Origin of the sequence: Anaerocolumna xylanovorans DSM 12503, from assembly GCF_900143645.1 — a bacterium.
In the GTDB taxonomy this organism is placed as follows: domain Bacteria; phylum Bacillota; class Clostridia; order Lachnospirales; family Lachnospiraceae; genus Anaerocolumna; species Anaerocolumna xylanovorans.
Genome location: NZ_FRFD01000007.1, coordinates 116,679 through 143,427 on the forward strand (window position 1 = coordinate 116,679; position 26,749 = coordinate 143,427).

Genomic DNA, 26,749 nt, shown 5'->3' on the forward strand with positions numbered 1-26,749 from the left:
GTACCTCCTAAAACTTCCAAACTATTACTCGGAAGTTTCTTCCATGTAACTTTTTCTTAATTGTCCGCAGGCAGCGTTGATATCTGTACCCATTTCTCTTCTAATAGTAACATTAATTCCGTATTTTTCAAGTATTAATTTAAACTTCCTGACACTTTCAGTCTGGGATTGCCTGTAATCCCGCTCTTTTATAGGGTTAACGGGAATGAGATTTACATGGGCGTTCTTCCCTTTTAACAGAGCAGAAAGTTCTCTTGCCTGCTCCTTACTGTCGTTCTCTCCGGCTATGAGGCTGTACTCAAAAGTCATTCTTCTGCCCGTTTGTTCAAAATAATAATCACAGGCCTTAAGAACCTCTTCAATGGAGAACTTGTTGGCAATGGGCATAAGTTCTTTTCTGACAGTGTCATTGGAAGCATGAAGAGACAGGGCCAGGGTTATCTGAAACTTTTCTTCTGCCAGCTTTCTGATCTTGTCCGCAAGTCCGCAGGTAGATACGGTAATATTTCTCTGGCTGATATGAAGTCCGTTCTCATCCGTTAAAAGCCTGATAAAGGTTACAAGATTATCATAATTATCAAGAGGCTCTCCCGTACCCATAACCACCACATTGGAGATTCTCTCACCAGTAAGTTTTTGTACCAGATATACCTGGTTTAGCATTTCCGAGGCTGTGAGATTCCGTTCAAAGCCATTTAACGTTGAAGCACAGAAGCGGCAGCCCATCTTACAGCCTACCTGGGAGGATATACATATGCTGTTCCCGTGATGGTATTTCATAAGAACACATTCTAACAGATTGCCATCCTCAAGCTGGAATAAGAACTTTGCTGTTTCTCCTGTTTTCGATGTAAGAGTCTTTATTAACTTGAGTTCTTTAAGATCCGCTTGTTCCGTCAGAAAAGTCCTAAGGCTTTTAGGGATATTGATCATCTCTTCACAGTCCTGAATAAGCTTAACATGAAGCCATTCATAAACCTGTGCAGCCCTGAAAGGCTTTTCGCCGGCAGCAATCAGATATTCCTCCAATTCCTTTTTATTGAAGGACTTTATATCCGTTTTACTCATGAAACCTCTTTCCCGAATATCCGGCTTTTGACCCGATATTCCTTTTTAACCTCGCCATAAAGAAGCCGTCCGTATCATGAATCCCCGGAACCAGCTGAAGATAGCCTTTCTCCTTCGTCTCACCGGAAAGTTTTTGGGGAAGATAATCTTCCAGGCTCTGAAGACAGAAAGGATGATTTTCCATAAACCATTCTACATTCCCAAGATTTTCATCCCTGTTTACCGTGCAGGTACTATAGATCAAGGTACCGCCTTCCTTTACGTAACTGCTTACGACAGAAAGGATTTCTCTTTGCAGCTTAACAAGCTCCCCTTGTTTTTCCAAAGTCATATTGTATTTGATATCAGGCTTTTTTCCAATAACGCCAAGGCCGGAACAGGGCAGGTCTGCAATTACAATATCAGCCTTTGAGATACTGTCCTCATCCTTTATCCTGGCGTCCCATTTTACCGTTCTGATATTGTGAAAACCCATTCTCTCTATGTTTTCCTGTATCAGGGATACCTTATAATCTGTAACATCCCTGGTTTCTAACATGCCGGTGCCTTTTAGCAGCTCTGCCCCATGAAGAGCTTTTCCGCCCGGAGCCCCGCACACATCTATGATGTAATCCTTCTCTTTAATACCCGCAATGAGTCCGATCAACATGGAGCTCTCATCCTGTACTGTGAATCTTCCTTCTTTAAAGGCTTTTATGGAATCCAGACTTTCAAAACCCTGAATCTTAAGGGCACAGTCCAGATAGCTTCCCTCTTTTACCTCTATGCTGTCTTCCCTTAATCTGTCTGCAAGCTCCCCTGCCGTGTTCTTTGCCAGATTTACCCGTATGGTTGTGTGTTTTTTCTCCTCAAATTGGGCTGTTAACATCTTCTTTACAGTCTCGTAGTCATATTCCTTAAGCCATTTTTCTATCATCCATTTTGGTGTGGAATAAAGAATACTCAAATACTCTTCTCTGTCCTTTTCTTCACCGGGCAATATATCCCCTCTGGAATCTCTTGCGATATTTCTTAATACGCCGTTCACAAAACCTGAGAGGCTTTTAAAACCTCTCTTTTCCGCCATCTTGACCGCTTCGTTGCAGACTGCGCTGTCCGGTACCTGATCCATGTATTTTAACTGATAAAGGGACATGCGAAGAAGGTTCCTGATAAAGGGTTTCATTTTTTCTACCCTGACTTTGGAATAGCTGTTTAAGATATAGTCAAGGGTAAGAAGCCTCTCTAAGGTTCCTTCCACCAATCTGGTGATGAAGCTTCTGTCCTGCTTTGTCAGGGTATTTTGCATTTTCAAGGTTTTATTTAGCAGAGTGTGGCTGAAATCTCCTTTTTCCAGAATCTCTAAAAGGATATCCAATGCCAGTTCTCTGGAAGATTTCTTTTTATCTGTCACGGTCTCTCCCTCCAAACAGGATAAGCAGCCTTAAAAGCTGAAGAATAGCGGCGGCGGCTCCTGCTACATAGGTCAAGGCTGCCGCGCCAAGAACCTTTTTTGTAATATTTACTTCATCCCCGTAAAGAATTCCGGATTCATCCAGAATCTTTACCGCTCTCCTGGAAGCATTGAATTCTACCGGAAGTGTGACTATCTGAAATAAAACGGCAAAGGAAAACAAAAGTATTCCCGCATAAATCAGTGTCTGGGACATGCTTAGTATAATTCCGGCCACAATTAACGGCCAGGCTATTTTAGAACCGAAATTGGCAATGGGAAAAATAGCCGTACGCAGACGCAAGGGTATATAACTGTTCTGGTGCTGGATGGCGTGTCCGCATTCATGGGCGGCTACACCAATAGCCGCAACCGAAGTTACATCATATACAGCATCCGAGAGCCTTAAAACCTTCCCACGCGGATCATAATGATCCGTAAGGTTCCCGCTTATATGCTGAATTGAAACATCATATATACCAGCCGAATTTAATATTTTCTGCGCTGCCTGCGCACCGGTCATACCGGATAAGCTTCGGACTCTGGAATATTTACGGAAGGTGGTATTTACTACCGCAGATGCTAAAAGAGTCAGAACCACACCAATAATAATTAATATATATGTGGGATCAAAGGCATAATAGTATGGATACATTAAAAATCCTCCTTTTCTTATTGAAGCAAGGTTTTTACTTTCACTTCGTATCCCCTCAAAAAGTTTTCAGCTGTCATTCTTTTCTTTCCCTCAAGCTGCAATTCCTTCACTGCTAAAACGCCTTCTCCTGTCTGTATCAACAGAGCGTCTTTTTCAATTTCACGTACTTCTCCAGGAAGTACTGCTTCTCCAGGAAATGCTTTTTCGGAATATGCAGCTTCCGAAATAACATCAGCATCCCAAATCTTAAGAATCTTTCCCTCTAAGGCCGTATAGGCACTGGGCCAGGGATTTAAGCCCCTGATCAATCTTTCAATCTTTTCTGCAGGCTGGTTAAAGTCAATATGCCCAATGGATTTATCAAGAATCTTCGCATAGGAGGATTCTTCATCCTTTTGTTTTATCCTATTTGCCTTACCGGCTTCAATATCAGAAAGTGCCTGCAATAACAAAGGACCCGCAGCTTCTGCCAGCTTATCATGAAGGCTTCCAAAGGTTTCTTTCGGGTCAATGTTAACCTCTGCTTTACTTATCATGTCTCCGGTATCTAATCCCTCATCCATATGCATAATGGTGATACCTGTCTTTTCTTCTCCCTCGATGATACTCCATTGAATGGGCGCTGCCCCCCTATATTTTGGAAGCAGGGATGCATGTACATTAATACAGCCATACTTTGGAATCTCTAAGACAGCTTTGGGAAGAATCTGTCCAAAGGCCGCTACTACGATAACTTCCGGATTTAACTCCTTCAATACTTCTATAAATTCAGGTTCCTTCACACGCCTTGGCTGATATACAGGAATGTCAAGGCTTAAAGCAAGCTCCTTGACAGGAGGATACTGTACTTGATTACCCCTTCCTTTGGGTTTATCCTGCTGGGTCACTGCCGCTATCATATGATGTCCGGCATCGTGCAGTGCTTTTAATACTACCGCTGCTATCTCCGGTGTTCCCATATAAACAATATTCATAAGTTTGGTACTCCTTTATTCCTCACTGTTTGAATGAAGCTCTCCGATTACCTTATTGACATAAAGCTCACCGTTTAAGTGATCGATCTCATGGCACAGAGCTCTTGCTAAAAGCTCCGTCCCTTCTACGGTGATTTCTTCCATATTCTCATTCAGAGCCTTCACCTTTGCATAGTTGGGCCGCTTTACAACGCCGGACTTTCCGGGTACGCTAAGGCAGCCTTCCTCTCCAATCTGTTCTCCGTCTGTTTCAAGGATTTCCGGATTTATAAGAATGATAGGCGCATCATTCTCTTCCGATACATCAATTACTATAATCCTCTTTAAAATGCCTACCTGTGGAGCTGCAAGACCAACACCATAAGCATCGTACATTGTATCAAGCATATCCTGTATTAATGTCTTTATTTTCGGAGTCATTTCCGTTATCTCTTTTGCTCTCTTGTTTAAGATGGAATCTCCGATTGTTCTTATATTACGAATTGCCATTTAAACTCCTTTCGAATACATAGCCAAAAAATTTATTTTTAATCTATGAAAAACATACGTTTATTTTACCTATTTTCAGACTGAAAATCAATAACTGTTCATGGGGTCAAAGTCAAATTGTACCACAATTCCCTGAAATTCCTCACTAAAACGGTAAAAACCGTCCAGAAAATCCTTTGCTGCTACTAGTCTTTGATAATCATCTTCCTTTATATAAAAGCAAAACCGGAAGATATCGTTGGCTTTTGAAAGTCTTGCCGGTGCAGGTCCAATCACATGGTATTTTATAAGCTCTTCCTTATCCACCCATTGCTTCAGTGCTTCCGTTAAAAGCTCCGAAGCTTTCAATGCCTTTTCTTCTTCTTTGGATGCAGCTAAGACAGCCAGGATATGGGAAGCAGGCGGATAAGACATCAGCTTCCGGTAAAGCATCTCCTGCTTATAGAAACCTTCATAATCCCCCTTGCCGGCATATACAATACTGTGATGGTCTGTCTGGTAGGTCTGTATGACAACCTCTCCCGGAAGTTCTGCTCTGCCCGCCCTGCCGGCTGCCTGAGTAAGAAGCTGAAAGGTCTTCTCCGAAGCTCTGAAATCTGCTGCGTAAAGGGACAAGTCCGCTGCCAGAACGCCAACAAGAGTAACTCTTGGAAAATCATGTCCTTTTACTATCATCTGGGTTCCTACAAGGATATCTGCCTGTCCCTTTGCAAAAGCTGAAAGAATCTCCTCATGTCCGCCCTTCTTCTTCGTAGTGTCCATATCCATACGAAGGATTCTGGTTCCCGGAAATTCCTTTTTTGCCATTTCCTCTACCTTTTGGGTGCCGGTGCCAAAGGATGCTATATACTTCGAACCGCAGGAAGGGCATTTATCCGGAAAGCTTTCCTCATAGCCGCAATAATGGCAGACAAGCTTTCCGTTATTATGGGAAGTTAAAGAAATATCACAATGAGGGCATTTTAACACCAGCCCGCAGCTCCTGCAGGAGACAAAGCCCGCATAGCCCCTGCGGTTAAGAAAGAGCATAACCTGCTCTTTCTTCTGAAGCCTTTCTTCTATCATGCTTTTAAGCTTTCTGCTGAATATGGACTTATTCCTTGCTTTTAATTCTTCTCTTAGGTCAACTGTCCAGATAGTGGGCATCTGCCTTATTCCCTCTCTTTCGGAAAGCCGGTAGAGAGTATATTCCCCCTCCAGAGCTTTCTTATAAGATTCCAGGGACGGTGTGGCAGAGCCTAAGACAACACTTGCACCGCACAGCCTTGCCCTCTCAATGGCAGTCTCTCTGGCGTGGTATTTAGGAGGACTCTCACTTTTATAGCTGCCCTCATGCTCCTCGTCCATAATAATCAGTCCAAGATCTTTAAAGGGCGTAAAAAGCGCTGATCTCGGCCCTATCATGATATCAATGTCTCCGTTTTTTGCCCTGATATACTGGTCATACCTTTCTCCCTGGGAAAGCCTGGAGTTCATAATGGATACTCTTTCTCCAAACTTCTGGTAAAAACGCATTACTGTCTGATAGGTCAGGGATATTTCAGGTATCAGAACGATTACCTGTTTACCTGTCTTTATTATTTCTTCAATAATATTAATGTAAACTTCCGTCTTTCCGCTGCCTGTTACTCCATACAAAAGATATGTTTTTCGGATTCCCTCTTTGTAATCCTTTAAGAAATCCTCTGCGATTTCCTGTTGGGAAGGGCTTAAGGTAACCGCTTTTAAGGCTGCAGGCTGCTGCTTTACGGGATTGCGGTAAAGAACACTTGCCTCGCTTTGTATTATTCCCATTTTTTCCAAATCTTTTACGGTTGCCGCAGAAATGTTTAAATCGTTTTTAACCTGCTCAAATTGAAGGGAGGGATGTATGAGAAGCTCCTGTAACAGCCTTACTCTCCCCTTATTATTCTTCTTTTTTTCCCTTTCTAAAACGGCAGAAAGCTCCTCCTTTGAAAGGGCTGCCCTGATTACTTTGTTTTCCTTTTGCCTTACAGCCCGCTTTACAGGCAGCACTGTTTTTAGCGCTTCATTCATGGTTGAGCCAAAGGTGTCCTTAATCCAGCCTGCCAGAGTGATAAGCTGCCCCTCTATCATTAAGGTATCTTCCAAAATGGAAGTAATTGGCTTAATAGCCTCCTCCCTCCATTTAGGGATATCCGAAAGTCCTATAATATATCCCTTTATCTGCCTGTTGCCTTTGCCAAAGGGTATTAATACCTGTATGCCAATCAGCGCCTTTGCCTTTAAATCATCCGGAATCAGGTACTGATAGGTTCTATCCAGGTCTTCATGTGAAATGTCAACTATGATATCTGCATATTTCATTACCTTGCTTCCGCCTTTCTTTCATTAATCTTTGGTAAGTTCCTTTACGATTTCATCGGTCTTCATGCCTCTGGAACCCTTTATAAGAACACCGTCTCCGCTCTTTAGATAGGATTGCAAAAAGGCTGTTGCCTCCTGATTGTTTGTAAAGGAATGAGTCTCTGTTGATACGCCGCTGTCTTTTATTGCTTTTGCAATATAATAAGCCTCTTCCCCTATGGTAACGACACAGGCAATACCTTCTCCTGCTATAAACTGTCCTACCTCATAATGGCTCTGCTTTGATATTTCCCCTAATTCCTTCACATCTGCCAACACTGCTATATGACGTCTGACATTCTCCAGCTCCTTAAGTACCCTTATCCCGCTCTTCATGGAATCCGGACTGGCATTATAGGAATCATCAATAATCTTAATCCCATGTACAACTGTTATCTGTCCTCTCATTGCAATGGGACGGTACTCTCTTAAACCTTCCTTTGCCGTACTTACCGGTATCTGATAGAACCAGGCAACAGCAAGTGCTGCCAGTGCATTGTAAACATTATGGAGCCCCGGGACCTTTAAGCTAACTTCTTCTGTTAAAGTACTCTTTTCATTTAAGGAATTTTCCTTGTGAAAAGGAGTAAGATTTAAGCTGTCCTTATCCTTTGGATAGGTAAGCGTAAAGGTAGTCTCCTCTGATACCGTTCTTATATCAGAAGCTTTGAAATCACAGTCTTCTCCGGTTCCATAGGTAATAACCTGGCTGGACTTAAACTTTTCTCTTGTTACCTCTGATAAATCAATATTCACTTCGCCGCTTTTTAAACAGCATGCCGCTTCGCCCAGCAAGTCGTCGTCCCCGTTTAATACCAGACAGCCGCCCTCCCTGAAGGCATTGATTATATTCATCTTCTCCTTGCGGATATTTTCCCTGGTTTTTAGCTGGGCAATGTGAGAGATACCGATATTTGTCATGATGGCAGCTTCCGGCTGTGCAATATTACAAAGCCTTGCCATCTCTCCTTCTTCACTCATACCCATCTCGATAACACCCATTTCATGCTCTTTTAAAAGCTTTAGCATCATAAGCGGAAGCCCAACCTGGCTGTTCATATTTCCTTCGGTCTTTAACACATTACGGGCAGCACTAAGGGCAGCGGCTACCATCTCCTTGGTGGTAGTCTTTCCCACACTCCCTGTAATTCCTATAACAGGTATGGAAAACTTCTCTCTGTAACAGGTGCCGAATTTCTGTAAAGCCTGTAAGGTATCCTCTACCAATATGCAGGCTTTGCCTTCTACTTCTTCTATCTTTCTCTGTGATAAGCAAGCTGCCGCACCGCCTGCAAGAGCATCTTTTATAAAGTCATGGCCGTCAACTCTTTCTCCCGCAATCGGCACAAAAAGGGAGCCCTCCGCTGCCTTCTTTGAATTTGTTGTGACCTCTTCTATTCTGCTGTTTTCATCTCCCCAGAGAATACTTCCTCCCACTGCCTGGGCGATTTCCTTTATTGTTAATGCTTCCATTGTAATATCCTGCCTTCTATTCGTTAAACTTTCTCTTATATGATGGTCTTACCTTCTGCCTTTATTTCTTCTACGGCCTGCCTGATAAGGTCTCTTTCATCCATCTTATATTTCACACCCTTGATTTCCTGATAATCCTCATGCCCTTTACCCGCAAGCACAATGACATCACCCTCACGTGCATTTTCAATGCAATATTTAATTGCTTCTTTTCTGTCTATGATTGCTATATATTCGCCCTTTCCCTTTTTAACCCCTGTTATAACATCGTTAAGAATATCCTCGGGTTCTTCAAATCTCGGATTATCGGAGGTTACTACTGTCAGGTCAGCAAGATTAGAGGATATTTCCCCCATCTCATATCTTCTTAGCTTTGAACGGTTGCCTCCGCAGCCAAATAAGCACACCAGCCTCTTTGGTTTATATTCCTTTAGGGTTGTTAAAAGGCTCTCTAAGCTCATGGCATTGTGGGCATAATCAATCATCATGGAAAATTTGGAGGAAATATTTACAGGTTCTACTCTTCCCTTTACTTTAACCATTGTAAGTGCCTTTAAAACTTCCTCCTTATGGATGTCAAAATGCCTGCAAATAGCAATGGCTGTCAGGGAATTATAAATACTGAACTTTCCCGGGAGATTTACATATACCTCATAATCTAAAAGCCCCTTTAACTGATAGGTAACCCCAAGGCTTCCTTCCCTGCTGTGAAGGTTGATATTATAAGCCATCAGATCTGCTTGCCTGTCTATCCCATAGGTTTCAAGCTTACAGGTATATCCCCTTAGAACCTCCTTCATATGAGGGTCGTCGGCATTTGCTATACCTGTCACACAATTCTTAAACAACATGCCCTTGCATTCCATATATTCTTCAAAATCCTTATGCTCATCCGGTCCGATATGATCCGGCTCGATGTTGGTAAAAATACCATAATCAAAGGTAAAGCCAGCTACTCTGTGAAGCTTAAGCCCCTGGGAGGATACCTCCATCACTACGCATTTACAGCCTATTTCTACCATTTTAGCCAAATACTCCTGTATCTGGTAGGACTCCGGTGTGGTATTGGCGGCAGGAATAACCTCATCCCCAATGATGACTTCAATTGTTCCGATCAGCCCGGTCTTTAATCCTGCATTTTCTAATATGGAACGTACCATATAGGAAGTGGTAGTCTTTCCCTTGGTACCTGTAATCCCGATGGTTTTTAATTTCTCTGCCGGATAGCCAAAGAATGCGGCCGACATGCAGGCTAAGGCAAGGCGGGTATCTTCCACCTTAATCAAAGTAACCCCGCTTTCTGTCTCAACTTCTTCAGATATGATTAAAGCCTTTGCTCCCTTGGCTATTACTTCTTTTGCATAATCATGCCCGTTTATTTTAAATCCCTTGATACATACAAAAACGGAACCTTCCGTTACCTTTCTGGAATCATATACCAGATTAAGAATCTCCGTGTCCAAGGTTCCTCTTACGAGCTTATATTCTATTTTTTCCAATAATTCACCTAACAGCATAATAAACCTCCCATATAAATATATGATAATCTGTTATTCCTATTCCATCCTTTGGATAACAACCGTCTTTCCGAAAAAGAAAAGCCCATCCAGGGCTGCCCCGGACGGGCTTTTCTTGCCGACAGTATTACCCATGCTTTTGTTCATTATATAACACCGGACATACCTTGTCAATGAAAGAGGCGGTCTCCGGCACAGCGCGGATTTTATATCCTGTCCCAAATGCGGCAGAAAGCTGTAATCAAAAAACAATTACATTTCCCTGATTTTTTTACGGAGAGGCAATATATAGGAAGGGGAAACAGAGAGTTCGTCTGCTCCAAGGGATACCAGTGTATCCGTAATTGTAAGGTCAGAAGCCAACTCACCGCAGATTCCGACCCAGATACCGTTTTTGTGGGCATTTTGTACGGTTATGTTTATCATCTCCATAAGGGCAGGATGATGGGGATTATATAACTTGTCCAGCTTGGGATTCTGCCTGTCAATTGCCAGAGTATATTGTGTTAAGTCATTGGTGCCGATACTAAAGAAATCAACTTCTTTTGCCAATTGGCCACTAATCATTACAGCAGCCGGAGTTTCTATCATAATGCCAAACTCTGTACTGCAATATTTCATGCCGTCTTCGTCCAGTTCATCTTTTACTTCCTGTATGATTTGTTTGACCCTGGTAACTTCCTCTGCAGATATAATCATAGGCACCATAATAGACAGATTTCCGAAAACCGACGCCCGGTATAGGGCTCTTAGCTGAGTTTTAAAGATGTCCGGACGGTCCAGGCAGATTCTGACTGCCCGGTATCCCATTGCGGGATTTTCTTCCCTTTCCAGTCCAAAGTAATCAATCTGCTTATCGGCACCAATATCCAGGGTCCGTATGATTACCTTTTTGCCTCCCATGGTTTCCAATACTTTTTTGTATGCGCAAAACTGCTGCTCCTCCGTAGGATAATCCCTGTTTTCCAGATACAAAAATTCACTTCTGAACAAACCGATTCCTTCCGCACCATTTTGCAGCACATATCCCAAATCGTTTTCGCTGCCGATATTGGCATACAAGTGAATCTTCTGTCCGGCTTTCGTAACAGTTTCTTTTCCTTTCAGCTCCTGAAGCAATTTTCTTTCTTCCAGGTCACCGGCCTGCTTTTCCTTTATCCTACTCAAAGTTTCCTCATCGGGGTTTAGATAAATATGTCCGGTGTGGCCGTCTACAATGGCTAAAACACCATTATATTCCTCTAAGATATCAATATCGGTACTTACTAATGCCGGGATATTCATTGTTCTTGCCAGTATGACCGTATGGGAATTAAGGGAGCCTGATTTGGTTACAAAGGCAAGTACCTTTTCTTTATCCAACTGTACTGTCTCACTGGGCGTCAGATCCTCTGCGAGTATGATGACAGGCTCTTCAAAGTGATTTGCAGTTCCTTCTCTTTGAGACAGGATATTTACGACTCGTCCTGCCACATCTTTTACATCAATTGCGCGCTCTTTCATGTAATCATCATCCAAATCCGCGAACATTCCGGCAAAATTATCCGCTGTAACAGAAACCGCATATTCTGCATTCACCGACTGCAGCTCAATGATGTTTTTAACAGCTTCCAAAAAGTCCTCATCTGTTAACATCATCTGATGGACTTCAAATACTGCGGCATTTGCCTCTCCTGCTTCTTTGCATGCTTTCTGATAAAGGTCATTCAGCTGTAAGAGTGCTTCCTTCTTTGCTTCTTCAAATCTTTCTATCTCTGCTCCTGTATCATCTATATGTGTACGGGAGATGGTATTCTCCTGTTTTTTTAAGACCATTATTTTCCCAATAGCAATAGAGGGAAAGGCACTTTTCCCCTTATATCTATTCATAGCATTCCCTCCTGACCGATAACTTTTGCGTACCGCCATCTTTGGTTGCTCCGGCAACGGATTACAGGTTATCTCTCATGAATTCTTCCAGTCTGGCTGCTTCATTATCTTCCTGCGCCCCTTCCACTGTTACGGTTATTCTTTCACCGTATTTCACCGCCAGGCCCATTACTCCGAAGATTCTCTTCGCATCTACACTTTTTTTACCTTTTATAATTTTCACACTGCTTTCGCAGGAAGATGCTTCCTTAACGAGCAATCCGGCAGGTCTTGCATGCATACCTAACGGATCGGTTACTGTATATTGAAATTCTTTCATATCTACCTCCATGCTGCCGTCAGACAGCTTAAACTTCGCTGTCTGACTAAGCGGACACTGTATATGATGTTCCAAAACTCTTAAATAATCTCACCATTGGATTCAATTACTTTTTGATACCAATAATAGCTGTCTTTTTTCAAGCGTTTACCGCTTCCCTTGCCCCTGTCATCAAGGTCTACGTAGATATAACCATAACGTTTGCTCATCTCTCCCTGAGAGCAGCTGATAATGTCAATGGAACCCCAGGAAGCATATCCGAATACCTGAACGCCGTCTTTTATGGCTTCTTTTATTGCCTTAATATGTGCGGCAAGATAATCAATACGGTACTGGTCATGAATCTTTCCATCCTCCGTCACTTCATCCAAAGCACCCAGTCCGTTCTCCGCTATAAAAATCGGCAGTCCATAACGGTCCCAGTATTGATTCAGTGAATGGCGTAATCCTAAAGGATCCGTCGCCCAGCCCCAGATTGATTTTTCAATGTAGGGATTCGGCTGCGGCCTTTTGGCATCACCGGCACTTAAGGTCTGGGTAAAATAGTAGGAGAAGGATAAGAAATCCACGGTATTTTCTTTTAGTACCTTTTCATCTTCTTCTGTAATTTCCACTGTGATATGGTGATCTTTAAAATACTTACAAACATATCCGGGATATTCTCCCCTGACCAGTACATCAGAACAGAAGTAATTATTCATTCGGTTTCTCTCCATTGCCGCGAAAACGTCCTCCGGTTTGCAGGTGGCAGGATATACAAAATCTTCTCCGTTCATCATTCCAATCTGCATCTTGGGACTAATTTCCTTCGCCAGCTTTTTCGCCTTTGCAGAGGCCACAAGCTGGTGGTGAAGAGCCTGGTAAACAGCACTGTTACGGTCATCTGCAAAGCTGTCTTTTAACATTCCAAGGGAAGCAAACTCTGACCAGTCTTTCGCCATGTTGACCTGATTTATGATAATCCAGTACTTTACTTTGTTCTGATACCTTTCAAACAGGACTCTGCAAAGGTTTAAGAAAAAGTCTATGGTTTCCCTGCTACGCCATCCGTTATATTCCGTTGCCAGATAAAGGGGCATCTCATAGTGGGAAATTGTCATAACGGGTTCTATGTTTTTCTCAAGCATACTGTCAATAAGCCTGTCATAGAACTTAAGCCCGGCTTCATTTGGTTCTGCTTCATTGCCTTTTGGAAAAATCCGGGGCCAGTTAAAAGAAGTTCGAAAGCATTTAAAACCCATTCCTTTCATCAGTTCCAGATCTTCCTCAAACCTGTGATAAAAATCAATGGCTGACCTTCTTGGATAATACCCCTCTTTATCGGACAGGGCTTTCTCGATTTCTTCCTTTGTATGATAAAAGCCAACTATATTTTGTCTGCTGTACTTTTCCGGCAGAATCTCCACATCGGCAAGGCCCGGACCTTTACCCTCTGCATCCCATGCTCCTTCTGCCTGATTTGCTGCAATGGCTCCTCCCCAAAGAAAATCTTTCGGAAAGCCATTCTGTAATTCCTTCATATGCACTCCTCCTGTTACTGGTTGATTTTGTCGGAAAGCTTTCGGTACATATCAATAATATAACCAGTCATATTAAGCTCTGAATAAATGGTCATAAGTGTATCCTGTGCATGGGAGAATAGCAGCGTCGTCTGCAGTTCTTCATCTTCAATGGTATATTGTATCATCCTGGTCTGGATGCGGTGGGCTTCTACTATCTTTTCTTTAGCCTGGTTCAGCTTCTTATCCACTCCCTCTCTGGGAGCGTCTTCCATAGAAGATTTCACCGCTTCTGTCAGCAGATTTCTGCAGTCGCCTGCCAGCATAATAATCTGCATTGCAGATTGATTGAGTTCTTCGCTTGATACTTTGCTCATCTTAACCCCTTTCGTGAATATCAAGTCTTTGATTTGATATCCCTGAATTCTAAATAGTGCCTATGCTCTTGCTGCCTTATTTGCTTCGTCTTCTTTTAATTTCTTCTGTTCATTTGCATATTCCTGACGGTCATACACCTTTAAGAAAGGATAGTATACTAAGCAGGAAACCGCAAAGATTACAAGGACGAGAATAGTACCGGCAATGGACTGTGTTACCATATACCCTGTTATGGGGCTCGGAAGGTACCAGAAATTGAATACATTTTTAGGTATCGGCACCAATCCGGAGGACATGGTAAGGTAGGTAATAATAGGACCAAGCAATCCCATGATCCACATAGGTATCATCAATACAGGATTAAAGGCTATGGGTGCACCGAATACTACCGGTTCATTAATATTGAAAAGAGACGGGACGATACAGGAACGGCCTACTACTTTCAACCGTTTTGATTTTGCTGTTAACATCAGGATATTTAGTGCCAAGGTTGTGCCGCCGCCGCCAATCAGGAACATATTGGTGGTCTCGGAGGTATGGATAAAAAGATGTGCTCCGGAAGCTGCCGCTGCATTTGCTCCGATTGCCGGGAATACAATCGCTGCCATAACCGGATAAAGCACCCAGGTAGAGATACCAAAACTGTACAGGAAAGCGAATGCAAGGAAGTTGAAAAGTACAAAGCCCCAGAAGGACTGTCCTACCGCAATAAAAGGAGCAAATATATCATTAATAATTGTAAACATACTGATTCCCAGCTTGAAGGTAAAAATCCAGCCGACAAGGATAATGACCAGCATGGGAATTAAGGTATCAAACCATACAATGATGAAATCCGGCATGGCGGAATCTTCTTTAAAGAAGGTATGTTTTGCAAACAGATTCATAATGCAGCCTACCAGCAAGCCTCCAAGAATGGCTGCCAGCATACCCTGTGTACCCATGCGTTCCATAAATATGGCAAGTCCCTCCGTACCGCTAAAGGAACCGTCTTCTGCCGCGTAACCTGCTATATCACTTGCCAGGGGATAAATCAATAAAAGGAACAGGGCAATTCCTGCCATTCCGGCCTGCTTGGCTGTCTTACGGTTTTTCTTCTTTTCCATCAGAATAAAAGGAATCTGATAGGCCAGGCACAAAGCCAGCAATCCAAAGGAAAAGCTGCTAATAAGGCTTAAATCAGGAAACCAGGAAACATAATCTCCGATAATATTAAGCATGGTAACAAAAGAACCGATTAAGATTAATGGCATTGCTGCAAGAATCGCTTCCTGGATGGATGATATCCAGGGATTTTTAGCGAGTTTATTCATTTTCGGAGCGAATTTTTCTGTCATCCAATCCATAAATTTTTTCATAGGCGTCATTTTCCTTTCTTCATTGGGCGGGCGGTGTTACAGCTCTATGAGGCTTTCTATCTGTTGCAGCACGGCCTCACCGTCAAGGGTTCCATAGGCGTCTTCAGGGATAATTTCTACCGGAACATTGTATGGCTTTGCTTCTTTCTTTAAATCATCCAGCATATATTTCAGATGAGGACCAACCAGCAGTAAGTCAATTTCCTCAATATACTCATCTAATTCCGAATCACTTCTGGCCTTTACATCAACTTCCTTCCCCTTCTCTTTTGCAGCCTTGCGGATATTTTTTGCCATGAATCCGCTGGATGCCCCCGTACCGCATACTAATAATACCTTTTTCATATAAATACCATGCCCTTTCCTGTGCGTGTGAAAAATTTGTTTTCCCTGTTGCTTTATGACTTAATTATAAGGACTATTTTGTGCACTTTCAAATAAACCTGGTTCCTATCAGGTGGAATTCAAGTTATTTTTCACAGGAACTGTTTGTTTTATGCGACAACAGGTGACAATATGTATGATTTATTATTGTTTTCTCATCAAATCTAGTATAAGATACATATATTAATAATTCATTTTCTAGGGAGAAAGAATCATGGGAGAGAACCGTCAAAGCAGTCTGCTTCACTATATGGTAAAGGAAAGCGGCAAATGGATTAAAGCGCAGAAATTAGCTGATATGTTTGAAGTATCCACCAGACAGATCAGAAAATATATCGTTGCCATCAATGAAAAATGCAGTGACTTTTCTTTGATTGAGTCAGGTTCCGAAGGTTACCGGCTGGATGGCGAAAAATACTTTCCTTACAAAGAAAAGGTCGACAGGCAGAAAGCAGATACCCCCCAAATGCGGCAAAATTATATGATACAAAAGCTAATTGCCTTAAAAGACGGGTATGATATCTTTGACTTTTCTGATGAACTTTTTGTCAGCGTTGCGACCATTGAGAACGATTTAAAAAGCGTAAGAAAAACCTTAGAAGGCTTTGGGCTTGCCTTAAAGCGCAATAAAGACATGCTTTTTGTACTGGGCGGCGAGAAGGAAAAGCGGCTGCTCATGAGGAATATGATACTGCCAAACAGCTATGACTTTGCCCTCAATGACGAAATCCAGCTGCTGACCTTTCATTATCATTTCTGGGATTTTAGAAAGAACATCTGGAGAATACTCGTTCAGGACAATGATTTATTCTCCAACGATTATACCTTGAATAACATAGCCCTTCATGTAATTGTAATGATAGACCGCCTAAGAAACGGTGCAAATCTGGAACAGCCGGAACCGGATATCCAGCTGTATCAGGATACGGAGCAGTTTACCGCTACTAAACAGCTGGCAGAATATTTATGCAGTACCTATGATATTGAAATGACGGATGCAGAGCTTTACCAGTTGTTCTTAACGGTGTCCCATAATACTACGGTTGTTGACCACAGTAATGTAAATATCGATAATATCAAACAGTCTGTGGAGCAAAAGTATATTGATATTGCGGAAAATGTACTGGATAAAGTAGAACGCACTTACTATCTTGACCCCTTTGATGATGACTTTAAAACCAGATTTATCATTCATGTCAGCAATCTGTTCAACCGTATTAAAAGCGATTATTCTGCCCGAAATCCGTTGACCGCTAAAATGAAAGGGACCTATCCCCTCATTTATGACATAGCTGTTTATGTGGCACAGGAATTTGAAAATGATTATGGTATCCACCTGACAGAAGATGAAATTGCCTTTATTGCTCTTCATATAGGCGGTTATTTTGAAAACAATCTGCAGAATATGAACAAAGTATCCTGCACCTTTATTTACACGGATTATTATGGGAATTATAAAAAAACCATAGAGAAGATTTCCAGAATTTTTTCAGATTCGCTCTATATTAAGCACATTGTATCCCTTAGCCAATACTTACAGGAGAAATGTCTGGCAGACTTAATTATATCAACGGTAGAGATGGAATTTTCCGGCCGCTATACGGTGATTAACCCCATTCTTACCAATGATAACATTGAAAATATCCGAATGAATGTAGAGAGCATATTAAAAAGGAACCAATATCTGGCCTTGAAGACTTATTTTTCGGATTTTATTGATTCCAAACTTTTTTATAAGAATCCGGATTTCAAGAATAAAAATGATGCCATTACAAAAATGACCCAGAATGCCATTTCTCTTGGCCTTGCCAAAGAAAGCCTCACAGAGAATGTATTACAAAGAGAAAGTCTTTCAGACACAGGTTTTAACGGTGTTGCAGTTCCTCATTCCTTAAGGGAAGATGTTATGAAAAGCTTTATCTCCTTTGCCATTTGTGATACCCCTATGGAGTGGGGCGCAAAGCAGGTTTATATTATTGCTCTTATTGGAGTAAACCAGGATTCCCGTAAAGCATTTACGGAAGTATTTGATTTTCTGGTGGATGTTCTCTCGGAGATGCAGAACGTAAAAGAGCTGGCTTCCTCGGCAGATTATGATGATTTCTTTCAAAAGCTTACAACTCAGGTAGAAAAAATATCGTATTAAATTTAAGAATGCCGGTTCAGCTGATGCGTAAACCGGCATTCTCTTTCAAAATTTATATAATATCTGTGGGATTTTCCATAAGTGTAACCAAACGAAAGCCATGGGAATGTCCATTTTCCTCCGTTGTATGTCCCTCCAGATAATGGACATGCCTGTCTCCTGCGGGTATGGCACCACAAGTCCTGCCTTTAAATTCATGATAATGACCATCAGCATTGTCCGTTCGGAAAACGATCTCATGACAGTGATCACCGGCTCCCGTAAAAACAGCTTCACCGGTCACAAAAGAAAAGCGGTGATAATGATTATCTTTTGCCATCTTTAAATAACCCTGCACTTCATGTACATGATTTTTGTACTGGGGATTGCTCTTTTTCATTTCTATTTTTATATAGCTCAAGCTGCTCAACTCCTTAAAGACACCATCCTATTTGCATTTTTAATCATGCCTAGAAGTATCATATGCCGCTTATCAGAAAGGGTTCTTTCCTGCCCTAACGGAACCTCTTATTCTCAAATCTGGCATGAGTCTTTAAGCAATAAACCAAGCTGCTGATTTTATCCTCCATATCCCCATCCGAGATAATGCAATCAACGGATATGGCCATATGGTTTAATATCCTGTCATTTAAATTTTTGCGGCTTCCCGTTAATACATTAAGCTTTTCTTCATAGGTGTCAGCCTCCAGGAAAGCCAGAAGCACAGGATCTATTGTTTCTGAGGCTTCCGTCCTATTGCTGCTTTTATAATCTGCTTTTGCAATTTTTGCTGCTTCTTCCTGTTCAGGTCTTTGAAAGGAACCGCTTGCTTCCTCTGTCAGATGGCCGATTTCCATGGAGGATACTTTTTCTTTTGACGGTGTATAAGGAACCATTTCTTTTATAAAGTCGGCAAAAGGCATTGCATATACTTTGTAATCCCCCGATAATGCCTGGTACACGGCTATTTCGCCTTCCATTCTCTTATAAATAGCAATTGCAATAAACTGAACCAGATTCTTCTCTTTGTCTATAAATAGTTGTCCGGCTGCGGGCAATGTTCTGTCTTCCATTTGAGTTCTCCTTCCCTCGGACGGTTTATGAAAATAAGCGCGACCATCCCTTGTTACAATATCATATACATATTTCACAGTTTTTGGCTTTTCATTCAAAAGCTCTCATATTCATTATATTCTTTTAATCACTATTCTTCAACTTGAACCTATGGAAAAGCTTGATTGCATAATTATAAAACTTGTTGACTTCATTTTAAAAAACAGCTACAATGCATTTAAACAAAAGATGTATGTATTATAGAAAGCAAAGGAGTATTGTTATGAGTTTCGATTACCGAAAAGAAGTTATATCTCCTGCCGAACTACGAAGTAGTTATTCTCTGACAGAAAAAGAAAGTCTGGCAAAAGAAAAAAGAGATAATGAGATTAAGGATGTTTTTATGGAGAAATCCAATAAATTCCTGGTTATTATAGGTCCCTGCTCCGCTGACAATGAGGATTCTGTCTGCGATTACATTAACAGACTTGCCAAGGTTCAGGATAAGGTAAAAGATAAATTAATCCTGATCCCACGCATTTACACTAACAAACCACGTACCACCGGAGAAGGCTATAAGGGAATTGCCCATCAGCCGGACCCCGAAAAGAAGCCGGATTTACAGGAAGGCCTTATCGCCATGAGAAAGATTCACTTACGGGCAATTAAGGAAACCGGCCTTACCGCTGCGGATGAAATGCTCTATCCCGAGAACTGGCCCTATGTGGAGGATATCCTCTCCTACGTTGCCGTAGGTGCCCGTTCCGTTGAGAATCAGCAGCACCGCCTTACCATAAGCGGTATCGACTGTCCGGCAGGCATGAAGAACCCGACCAGCGGTGATTTCTCGGTCATGCTGAATTCCTGTGTTGCCGCCCAGGCTTCCCATACCTTTTTATACCGTGCCTGCGAAGTAAAGACCACCGGAAATCCTCTGGCTCACTGCATCTTAAGAGGGGCAGTCAACAAGCATGGACAGGCTATTCCCAATTATCACTATGAAGATTTAATCCGTCTTCTGGATATGTATAACGAAAGAGAGCTATCTTATCCTGCGGCTATCATAGATGCCAACCACGCCAACTCCAACAAGTTTTATTATGAGCAGCCCCGTATCGTAAAGGAAATCCTTCACAGCCGGTCTGTTAATCCCGAAATTGCAAGACTGGTAAAGGGTGTTATGATCGAAAGCTACATTGAACCCGGAAATCAAAAAGTATCTGAACATACTTATGGTAAATCCATAACAGATGCCTGCCTTGGCTGGGCTGAATCGGAAAAGCTCATTTATACCATTGCGGAGCATATCTAAACATAATTATTAACTTTTTATCCAAATCAAGAAGGGATACCGCATACAGCCGGCATCCCTTCTTTTTTCGTCCTAAAAGTAAAATGTATTTTAATACCAGTTACGGCTATGCCCTGGGATGGGTATCTGCATATACTTTCGTAAGCTTCTTGTCCGTTCCCTGTACATAATACTGTGTGGTGGTAATATCTGCATGTCCCAAAAATTCCTGGATGCTTCTTAAATCTGCTCCATTTGCTATCATATGTGCGGCAAATGAATTTCTTAGAATCTGCGGTGTAATTTCTCTTGTGATGCCCGCATTTCTTCCATATCCTTTGATAATCTTCCAAAAGCCCTGTCTGCTCATTTGTTCTCCTGAAAGGTTGGTAAAGAGAAAGTCTGTTTTGACATCACCTACCAAAGTGGGTCTGCCAAGGCTGAAATAATTCTCCAAAGCATGCTTTGCCATATTTCCAAAAGGTATCAGTCTTTCCTTCTTGCTGCTGTAACAGCGTAAGAATCTATTCTTAAGATTAAGGTCATCCAACTTTATAGAGATCAATTCAGTAACCCGAATCCCTGTGGCATACAAAAGCTCCAGCATTGCCTTGTCTCTCATGCCCTTGACCGTATCGGGTTTTGGCTGCTCCAAAAGGCCATTTACCTCTTCCGGTGAAAGGGATGAATGAGGTTTCTTTTCTACCTTCGGTGATTTCATCCTCTCGGTAGGATCACAGCTTAGCTTTCCGTTCTTGATCAAATACAAAACAAAAGCTTTTATAGAGGCTATATTCCTTGAAACAGTGGAAGGAGCCATGCCTTCCTTTTCCAATGTAAGTACATAGGAATTTAAGCTGGTCTCACTTAACTTATCCGCTTCGGTTATATTCTGCCTATACATGTAATTCACCAATTTTGTTAAATCATTCCGATAGGACAGGCAGGTGTTGGCACTTGCTTTTTTTATTTCTTTCATATATGTAATAAATTCCTGCAGGACAGCCTTCATACAGCACTTCTCCTTTGCTTCTATGATTATTCAATATAATTATAATGCATAATCGGCGAATTGCAAATCAAAATTAGCATCCTGCCTAGAAAAAATACAATAATTTTCTTAAAATAAAGGAACCAATGTATGTTTCTAAGAGTCCTCCTACCGCAAGTACTATTCCCAAAAGAATTGCAAGAGCCAAATATCTCAGGATTTTTTCCCTCTTGCCCTTTTTCCCCAGGCTCTCATACCTTAAACTTTTATTCAGCCAAAAGGCTAAACGGAGACTGATAAAGATTACCGGTATATAGATGAGATACTGCGGAAAAGTATATCCGATGATAAGAAGTATTCCTTTTAGTTTGTATCTCATCAGAATTACTGTAACGAAAAGGCTTCCCTGAAATCCGATATAGGTAAGGCACAGCCCAATAAAGGGCAGGCCAAAGGAGGTTATACAAACCAACCAGAACAGAATAAAGTTCTTATAGATATCCCAGTATACATATTTTAATAATACAGAATGCTCTATGGGGGTTGTTTTTATCTGGTACAGATAATCGGAGTTTAAAATATTAATATTTCCCCAATAAAAATCCTTAAAAATCCTGGCAAACAGTATCCCTAATACCGCCCCAAAAGCCACCAGCAATAACCCTGCCTTTATCTCTCCTAATTTGCGTAATTGTTGCTTTAAATAGTTCATACCGGCACCCAACGCTTTTGTCTATATGATAAGCATATGATACCTCTTTTTATTTTATCTCTTTTTTTCCTTATAAGCTAAAATCGCTGCAATGGTTTTTGCATCTTCAATCTGACCTGTAAAAATAAAGTCAACCAATTCCTGGACGGTATAACTCTCAATTGCCACAAATTCATCTTCGTCCAGATGCTGCTCTGAAGGTATCAGATGTTCTGTGTAATAGATACCGATTTTTTCATTGCAGAAAGCTACGGTGGTATAAAGGTCAATCAAGTGTTCAACCTTCTCTGCACGGTATCCTGTTTCTTCCTCCAACTCCCTGGCTGCACATGTTTTCATATCTTCTCCGCTGTTTAATCCTCCTGCCGGAATCTCGAGGGTGTATTTTTCAACGGCATTACGGTATTGTCTTACCATGATAACCTTTCCATCATCCGTCACAGGCACGATAGCTGCAGCTCCCTTGTGTCCGATGAAATCCCATTCAGCTGTCTTACCATTGGGCAGCTCCATGGTATCCGCATAAAAATCTATGATATGCCCTTTGTGTATCGGCGTTCTCTTTAAACGTTTATATTCCTTTTTTTCCATAAAATTTGCCTTTCTTAGATTTATTTATTCAGGGAAACGGACTTTTCATAGCAGGCATCTGTCGCCTTCATAACCGCATTACGAAAGCCGTATTCCTCCAGAGCTTCCACAGCGGCAATGGTAGTCCCGCCCGGAGAACATACCTGATCTTTTAGCTTACCCGGATGCTCTCCTGTTTCCAGAACCATCTTAGCTGCTCCAAGCACAGCCTGTGCAGTCAGCTTATAAGCCTTATCCCTGGGAATTCCGTATTTAACGGCACTGTCTGCCAGGGCTTCAATAAACATATAGACATAAGCCGGCGAGCTTCCGCTGGCACATACTACGGAATTCATCAGATTCTCATCAAATATCTCAAATTTTCCAAAGGATTGAAAGAACAGGTTAATCAATTCCTTTTCTACGGTACTATATTCATCCTTCGAAAAGCACAATGCTGACATTCCTTCTCCTACAAGAGCCGGCGTGTTCGGCATAGCTCTCACAACCCTGATACTCTCTCCAAGAGCCTGTTTAATAGAATCTATAGTAATTCCCGCTGCAATCGATATGATAATATGGTCACTATTTAAACTCTCTTTGATATCCTTATAAACATCTCCAAAAAATTGAGGCTTTACTGCAAGAACGATATATTTGCAGGCCTCTGCCAGGGATTTATTGTCTTCTGTATAGGCAACCCCGGTCTTCTGATGGACATATTCCTTTCTTTCTTCCCTTTTATTGGTAAAGAGTATCGGCTCTGTTCCAAATACCCTGGCTGCCCCTATTATCATAGGCAATCCCATATTGCCGGCTCCGATAAAACCTATCTTATTCATCTTAACCTCTTTTCTGAATACGTTAATCTGTTTCCTATATCCATAAATTTTCCTAGTAATTGTAGTATATTTATCCATATATTGCAATATAAATCTGATAACCGGCAGGGCTGACTATGAGGCATACCGGAATGAGCCTTGACTTTACTGGGTTAATTTGTTAAATTGTTTTGCTTCAAAAAAAGATGGCGAAATTCCTTTTACAGGAATTTCGACCATCCAAAGAACTTCATTATTTAGCGTAATCAGTAACCCTTGATTCCCTGATTACATTCACCTTGATCTGACCCGGATACTCTAGTTCAGACTCAATCTGTTTTGATATGTCACGGGCAAGTAAAATCATGTCCGCATCGGATATCTGCTCCGGTACTACCATAATCCGAACTTCCCTGCCTGCTTGTATCGCAAATGACTTATCTACTCCCTTAAAGCTATTGGAGATATCTTCTAATTGTTTCAACCTGTTTGTGTATGTTTCTAATGTCTCTCTTCTGGCACCCGGTCTCGCAGCCGAAATGGTGTCCGCAGCCTGTACAATGCACGCAATCAATGATTCCGGCTCCACATCACCATGATGTGATTCCACTGCATTAATTACAATTGCAGATTCCTTATACTTTCTGCACAAATCAACACCGATTTGAATATGTGAGCCTTCCATTTCGTGGTCAACAGATTTACCAATATCATGCAGTAATCCGGCTCTCTTTGCCATTCTGATATCAACGCCTATTTCTCCGGCAAGTAAACCGGATAATTGAGCTACTTCAATCGAATGTTTTAAAGCATTTTGCCCATAACTTGTACGGAACTTCATCTTACCGAGAAGTCTCACAAGTTCAGGATGAATTCCATGAACACCAACCTCTAAAGTTGCCGCTTCACCTTCTTCACGAATCATGACTTCAACTTCCTTCTGGGCTTTTTCCACCATCTCTTCGATTCTGGCAGGATGAATTCTTCCGTCCACAATCAACTTTTCAAGGGCTATTCTTGCCACTTCTCTTCTGATGGGATCGAAACCGGATAGAATAACAGCCTCAGGGGTATCATCTATAATAAGATCCACTCCTGTAAGGGTTTCTAAGGTACGGATATTTCTTCCTTCCCTTCCTATTATCCTTCCTTTCATCTCGTCGTTTGGAAGTTGTACAACGGATATGGTAGTTTCCGCCACATGATCTGCTGCGCATTTCTGGATTGCGGTAACAACATAATCCTTTGCTTTTTTGTCTGCTTCTTCTTTTGCTTTGCTTTCAAGTTCCTTAACTAACATTGCAGTTTCATGCTTAACTTCGTCTTCAACTGTCTTTAAAAGATATTCTTTCGCTTGTTCGGAGGTAAGTCCTGAAATCTTCTCCAGTTCCTGCAGCTGCTGGGCATGAAGCGTTTCGGCTTCAACCTTGACTTTATCAAGTTCAGCTTCTTTCGCAGTAAGTCTGGATTCTTTCTTCTCAAGTGCTTCGATTTTTCTGTCTAGGGTCTCTTCCTTGGACAGAACCCTTTTTTCATATCGTTGAACTTCTGCTCGTCTTTCCTTGGTTTCCTTCTCTAACTCATTCTTAGTCTTTAAGGACTCTTCTTTTGCTTCGAGTAAGGCTTCTCTTTTCTTAGTTTCAGCCGTTTTTAAAGCTTCATCTATGATTTCCCTTGCTTTTTCTTCCGCAGAACCAATCTTAGCCTCAACAACTTTGACGTGGTAGGAAACAGCAAGCTTCCAGACAAGAGGAACAGCGATGGCCAGGGTCGCTAATATAGCAAAAACTATTTGTACTACATCTTTTACAACCGGCACTGGAGCACCTCCTTATTGAATTTTCATTGTACGAATATACAACATATAAATTTTATACTGTTTTAATGACTATGTCAAGTATCCCCATTAAATTTTTATGCATTATGTCATATTTCACCGAAAATAATCAAAAGAAATGTGAAATCTTACACGATTCAAACAAGGTGTAATGCCCCTCTGTTAAACCACTTTCAACGTTTTGTCAATTTTTTGCCAATTCTCCAAAATAATAAAATCCCCTGCATTCCGACAGCTTCACTCTGACCAGCTTACCGATAAGGTCTTCGCTGCCCTTAAAGTGAACCAGACTATTGTTACTTAGCCTGCCGGTTAACAAAGAAGGATTCTGGGAATTTTTCTCTTCCACCAAAACCTCTTCTTCCATTCCTTCCATCCTGCCGGTCATTTCCCCGGCTATCCCCTGCACGGTTTTTAAAAGCCTGTCAAACCTTTCCTTTGCCACTGCCTCTTCCACCTGGCCTTCCATTACGGCAGCCGGAGTACCGGAACGCTTGGAGTACAGAAATGTATAGGCACTGTCATAACGCACCTTTTTTACAACTTCCAGCGTCTCTAAGAAATCCTCCTCCGTTTCACCGGGAAAGCCTATAATAATATCCGTGGTAAGGGAGATATCCGGCATGGCAGTTCTGATTTTTTCTGCCAGCTTTAAGTAATCTTCCCTTGTATAATTCCGGTTCATTTTCTTTAGAATCCTTGTACTGCCGGATTGTACCGGGAGGTGAAGATGCCTGCATATCTTTCCCGAAGTTCTCATTACTTCAATCAGCTCATCGGATAAATCCTTGGGATGGGAGGTCATAAAGCGTATTCTCTTAAGGCCCTCTATCTGCTCCAGCCTTGAGAGCAACGCAGCAAAGCTAAGGGGCTCCTTAAGGCTTTTCCCATAGGAATTAACATTCTGTCCCAAAAGCATAATCTCAACCACACCGTCAGCAACTAATTCTTCCACTTCTTTTACAATGTCCTCTGGATTCCTGCTTCTTTCCCTTCCTCTTACATAGGGCACAATACAATAGCTGCAAAAATTATTACAGCCATACATAATATTTACGCCTGCCTTAAACCGGTATTTCCTCTCACTTGGAAGATCCTCCACAATCAGGCTGGTATCCTTCCAGATGTCGATTATCATGGTTTTGGAACTTAACCGGGTATCCATAAGTTCCGCCAGCTTAAATATATTATGGGTGCCAAAAATCATATCAACAAAGCGGTAACTTTTCTTGATTTTTTCTACCACTGCATTTTCCTGCATCATACAGCCGCAAAGAGCAATCATCATATTGGGGTTCTTTCTTTTCAGGCTATTTAGGTAACCCAGCCTTCCATAAACCCTGGTATTGGCATTTTCCCTTACCGTACAGGTATTGTACACAACAAAATCGGCTTCTTCTCCTTCTACCTGCACATATCCTATTTTTTCAAGAATTCCCGCAAGCTTTTCAGAGTCCTTGGCATTCATCTGGCACCCGAATGTTTGAGTAAAAAAGGTCGGGCGACGTCCTAGCTTCTTTTCAAGTTCCTTCACGTACACCCGGCATTTTGCCATAAAATAATACTG

Annotated in this window: 24 protein-coding genes; 2 read left to right on the forward strand and 22 right to left on the reverse strand. The window is 41.7% G+C overall.

The window, feature by feature from the left end; all coding sequences use genetic code 11:
* Positions 1–24: 24 nt before the first annotated feature.
* The 14 genes from rlmN to BUF11_RS12650 all read right to left on the reverse strand — a co-directional run bounded on the left by rlmN (position 25) and on the right by BUF11_RS12650 (position 15,743).
* Complete coding sequence (rlmN, locus tag BUF11_RS12580; RefSeq protein WP_073589214.1) at positions 25–1,068, reverse strand: 23S rRNA (adenine(2503)-C(2))-methyltransferase RlmN; 1,044 nt, start codon at positions 1,066–1,068, stop codon at positions 25–27.
* Entirely contained in the window at positions 1,061–2,461 is a 1,401-nt protein-coding gene (gene rsmB / locus BUF11_RS12585; protein ID WP_073589215.1) for a 16S rRNA (cytosine(967)-C(5))-methyltransferase RsmB, read from the reverse strand. Before rsmB ends, rlmN begins: the two co-directional genes overlap by 8 nt.
* A complete protein-coding gene (locus BUF11_RS12590; protein ID WP_073589216.1) occupies positions 2,451–3,155 on the reverse strand; it encodes a zinc metallopeptidase in 705 nt (234 codons plus the stop codon). The genes rsmB and BUF11_RS12590 overlap by 11 nt, the downstream gene beginning before the upstream one ends.
* Before the next feature lie 17 nt (positions 3,156–3,172).
* Complete coding sequence (fmt, locus tag BUF11_RS12595) at positions 3,173–4,129, reverse strand: methionyl-tRNA formyltransferase (RefSeq protein WP_073589217.1); 957 nt, start codon at positions 4,127–4,129, stop codon at positions 3,173–3,175.
* A gap of 15 nt (positions 4,130–4,144) precedes the next feature.
* Positions 4,145–4,618, reverse strand: a complete 474-nt coding sequence (gene def, locus BUF11_RS12600) for a peptide deformylase (RefSeq protein ID WP_073589218.1) — start codon at positions 4,616–4,618, stop codon at positions 4,145–4,147.
* Between the two features lie 87 nt (positions 4,619–4,705).
* The gene (priA, locus tag BUF11_RS12605) at positions 4,706–6,946 is read right to left on the reverse strand and encodes a replication restart helicase PriA (RefSeq protein WP_073589219.1); all 2,241 of its coding nucleotides are present in this window, start codon (positions 6,944–6,946) and stop codon (positions 4,706–4,708) included.
* A 24-nt stretch (positions 6,947–6,970) separates the two neighbouring features.
* A complete protein-coding gene (locus tag BUF11_RS12610; RefSeq protein WP_073589220.1) occupies positions 6,971–8,458 on the reverse strand; it encodes a UDP-N-acetylmuramoyl-tripeptide--D-alanyl-D-alanine ligase in 1,488 nt (495 codons plus the stop codon).
* A 35-nt stretch (positions 8,459–8,493) separates the two neighbouring features.
* Positions 8,494–9,975: a UDP-N-acetylmuramoyl-L-alanyl-D-glutamate--2,6-diaminopimelate ligase gene (locus BUF11_RS12615; RefSeq protein ID WP_073589221.1), complete on the reverse strand. Its 1,482-nt coding sequence runs from the start codon at positions 9,973–9,975 to the stop codon at positions 8,494–8,496.
* A 252-nt stretch (positions 9,976–10,227) separates the two neighbouring features.
* On the reverse strand, positions 10,228–11,844 hold the full coding sequence (gene ptsP, locus BUF11_RS12625; protein ID WP_073589223.1) for a phosphoenolpyruvate--protein phosphotransferase: 1,617 nt from the start codon (positions 11,842–11,844) through the stop codon (positions 10,228–10,230).
* 61 nt (positions 11,845–11,905) lie between these two features.
* The gene (locus BUF11_RS12630; protein ID WP_073589224.1) at positions 11,906–12,163 is read right to left on the reverse strand and encodes an HPr family phosphocarrier protein; all 258 of its coding nucleotides are present in this window, start codon (positions 12,161–12,163) and stop codon (positions 11,906–11,908) included.
* Positions 12,164–12,243: 80 nt separating this feature from the next.
* Positions 12,244–13,683: a glycoside hydrolase family 1 protein gene (locus BUF11_RS12635; protein WP_073589225.1), complete on the reverse strand. Its 1,440-nt coding sequence runs from the start codon at positions 13,681–13,683 to the stop codon at positions 12,244–12,246.
* A 14-nt stretch (positions 13,684–13,697) separates the two neighbouring features.
* The gene (locus BUF11_RS12640) at positions 13,698–14,039 is read right to left on the reverse strand and encodes a PTS lactose/cellobiose transporter subunit IIA (RefSeq protein WP_073589226.1); all 342 of its coding nucleotides are present in this window, start codon (positions 14,037–14,039) and stop codon (positions 13,698–13,700) included.
* A 60-nt stretch (positions 14,040–14,099) separates the two neighbouring features.
* The gene (locus tag BUF11_RS12645; protein WP_073589227.1) at positions 14,100–15,398 is read right to left on the reverse strand and encodes a PTS sugar transporter subunit IIC; all 1,299 of its coding nucleotides are present in this window, start codon (positions 15,396–15,398) and stop codon (positions 14,100–14,102) included.
* 36 nt (positions 15,399–15,434) lie between these two features.
* Positions 15,435–15,743, reverse strand: a complete 309-nt coding sequence (locus BUF11_RS12650; protein WP_073589228.1) for a PTS sugar transporter subunit IIB — start codon at positions 15,741–15,743, stop codon at positions 15,435–15,437.
* 253 nt (positions 15,744–15,996) lie between these two features.
* Between BUF11_RS12650 and BUF11_RS12655 the strand changes: the two genes are divergently transcribed.
* Positions 15,997–17,928: a BglG family transcription antiterminator gene (locus BUF11_RS12655; protein ID WP_073589229.1), complete on the forward strand. Its 1,932-nt coding sequence runs from the start codon at positions 15,997–15,999 to the stop codon at positions 17,926–17,928.
* Between the two features lie 52 nt (positions 17,929–17,980).
* On the opposite strand, the gene BUF11_RS12660 is transcribed toward BUF11_RS12655, so the two are convergent.
* Together BUF11_RS12660 and BUF11_RS12665 are read right to left on the reverse strand one after the other, a co-directional pair.
* A complete protein-coding gene (locus BUF11_RS12660; protein ID WP_242952371.1) occupies positions 17,981–18,328 on the reverse strand; it encodes a YmaF family protein in 348 nt (115 codons plus the stop codon).
* Between the two features lie 94 nt (positions 18,329–18,422).
* A complete protein-coding gene (locus BUF11_RS12665) occupies positions 18,423–18,980 on the reverse strand; it encodes a hypothetical protein (RefSeq protein WP_073589230.1) in 558 nt (185 codons plus the stop codon).
* Positions 18,981–19,243: 263 nt separating this feature from the next.
* Between BUF11_RS12665 and BUF11_RS12670 the strand changes: the two genes are divergently transcribed.
* A complete protein-coding gene (locus BUF11_RS12670) occupies positions 19,244–20,272 on the forward strand; it encodes a 3-deoxy-7-phosphoheptulonate synthase (RefSeq protein WP_073589231.1) in 1,029 nt (342 codons plus the stop codon).
* A 106-nt stretch (positions 20,273–20,378) separates the two neighbouring features.
* On the opposite strand, the gene BUF11_RS12675 is transcribed toward BUF11_RS12670, so the two are convergent.
* The 6 genes from BUF11_RS12675 to miaB form a co-directional block, all read right to left on the reverse strand.
* A complete protein-coding gene (locus BUF11_RS12675; protein WP_073589232.1) occupies positions 20,379–21,263 on the reverse strand; it encodes a tyrosine recombinase in 885 nt (294 codons plus the stop codon).
* Between the two features lie 85 nt (positions 21,264–21,348).
* Positions 21,349–21,954, reverse strand: a complete 606-nt coding sequence (locus BUF11_RS12680) for a stage II sporulation protein M (RefSeq protein WP_139243405.1) — start codon at positions 21,952–21,954, stop codon at positions 21,349–21,351.
* Positions 21,955–22,008: 54 nt separating this feature from the next.
* Positions 22,009–22,545: an NUDIX hydrolase gene (locus BUF11_RS12685; protein WP_073589234.1), complete on the reverse strand. Its 537-nt coding sequence runs from the start codon at positions 22,543–22,545 to the stop codon at positions 22,009–22,011.
* A gap of 20 nt (positions 22,546–22,565) precedes the next feature.
* Positions 22,566–23,366 carry a pyrroline-5-carboxylate reductase gene (gene proC, locus BUF11_RS12690; protein ID WP_073589235.1) on the reverse strand — a complete coding sequence of 267 codons (801 nt, stop codon included), beginning with the start codon at positions 23,364–23,366 and terminating at the stop codon, positions 22,566–22,568.
* A gap of 232 nt (positions 23,367–23,598) precedes the next feature.
* Positions 23,599–25,164, reverse strand: a complete 1,566-nt coding sequence (gene rny, locus BUF11_RS12695; RefSeq protein WP_242952372.1) for a ribonuclease Y — start codon at positions 25,162–25,164, stop codon at positions 23,599–23,601.
* A gap of 202 nt (positions 25,165–25,366) precedes the next feature.
* A partial coding sequence (miaB, locus tag BUF11_RS12700; RefSeq protein ID WP_139243413.1) for a tRNA (N6-isopentenyl adenosine(37)-C2)-methylthiotransferase MiaB occupies positions 25,367–26,749 on the reverse strand: 1,383 nt, incomplete at its 5' end.

Coding starts and splice junctions, on each gene's coding strand:
- rlmN (WP_073589214.1), bottom strand. CDS start 1,068: ATGAGTAAAACGGATATAAAGTCCTTCAATAAAAAGGAATTGGAGGAA.
- BUF11_RS12590 (WP_073589216.1), bottom strand. CDS start 3,155: ATGTATCCATACTATTATGCCTTTGATCCCACATATATATTAATTATT.
- fmt (WP_073589217.1), bottom strand. CDS start 4,129: ATGAATATTGTTTATATGGGAACACCGGAGATAGCAGCGGTAGTATTA.
- def (WP_073589218.1), bottom strand. CDS start 4,618: ATGGCAATTCGTAATATAAGAACAATCGGAGATTCCATCTTAAACAAG.
- priA (WP_073589219.1), bottom strand. CDS start 6,946: ATGAAATATGCAGATATCATAGTTGACATTTCACATGAAGACCTGGAT.
- BUF11_RS12610 (WP_073589220.1), bottom strand. CDS start 8,458: ATGGAAGCATTAACAATAAAGGAAATCGCCCAGGCAGTGGGAGGAAGT.
- BUF11_RS12615 (WP_073589221.1), bottom strand. CDS start 9,975: ATGCTGTTAGGTGAATTATTGGAAAAAATAGAATATAAGCTCGTAAGA.
- ptsP (WP_073589223.1), bottom strand. CDS start 11,844: ATGAATAGATATAAGGGGAAAAGTGCCTTTCCCTCTATTGCTATTGGG.
- BUF11_RS12630 (WP_073589224.1), bottom strand. CDS start 12,163: ATGAAAGAATTTCAATATACAGTAACCGATCCGTTAGGTATGCATGCA.
- BUF11_RS12635 (WP_073589225.1), bottom strand. CDS start 13,683: ATGAAGGAATTACAGAATGGCTTTCCGAAAGATTTTCTTTGGGGAGGA.
- BUF11_RS12640 (WP_073589226.1), bottom strand. CDS start 14,039: ATGAGCAAAGTATCAAGCGAAGAACTCAATCAATCTGCAATGCAGATT.
- BUF11_RS12645 (WP_073589227.1), bottom strand. CDS start 15,398: ATGAAAAAATTTATGGATTGGATGACAGAAAAATTCGCTCCGAAAATG.
- BUF11_RS12650 (WP_073589228.1), bottom strand. CDS start 15,743: ATGAAAAAGGTATTATTAGTATGCGGTACGGGGGCATCCAGCGGATTC.
- BUF11_RS12655 (WP_073589229.1), top strand. CDS start 15,997: ATGGGAGAGAACCGTCAAAGCAGTCTGCTTCACTATATGGTAAAGGAA.
- BUF11_RS12665 (WP_073589230.1), bottom strand. CDS start 18,980: ATGGAAGACAGAACATTGCCCGCAGCCGGACAACTATTTATAGACAAA.
- BUF11_RS12670 (WP_073589231.1), top strand. CDS start 19,244: ATGAGTTTCGATTACCGAAAAGAAGTTATATCTCCTGCCGAACTACGA.
- BUF11_RS12675 (WP_073589232.1), bottom strand. CDS start 21,263: ATGAAGGCTGTCCTGCAGGAATTTATTACATATATGAAAGAAATAAAA.
- BUF11_RS12680 (WP_139243405.1), bottom strand. CDS start 21,954: ATGAACTATTTAAAGCAACAATTACGCAAATTAGGAGAGATAAAGGCA.
- BUF11_RS12685 (WP_073589234.1), bottom strand. CDS start 22,545: ATGGAAAAAAAGGAATATAAACGTTTAAAGAGAACGCCGATACACAAA.
- proC (WP_073589235.1), bottom strand. CDS start 23,366: ATGAATAAGATAGGTTTTATCGGAGCCGGCAATATGGGATTGCCTATG.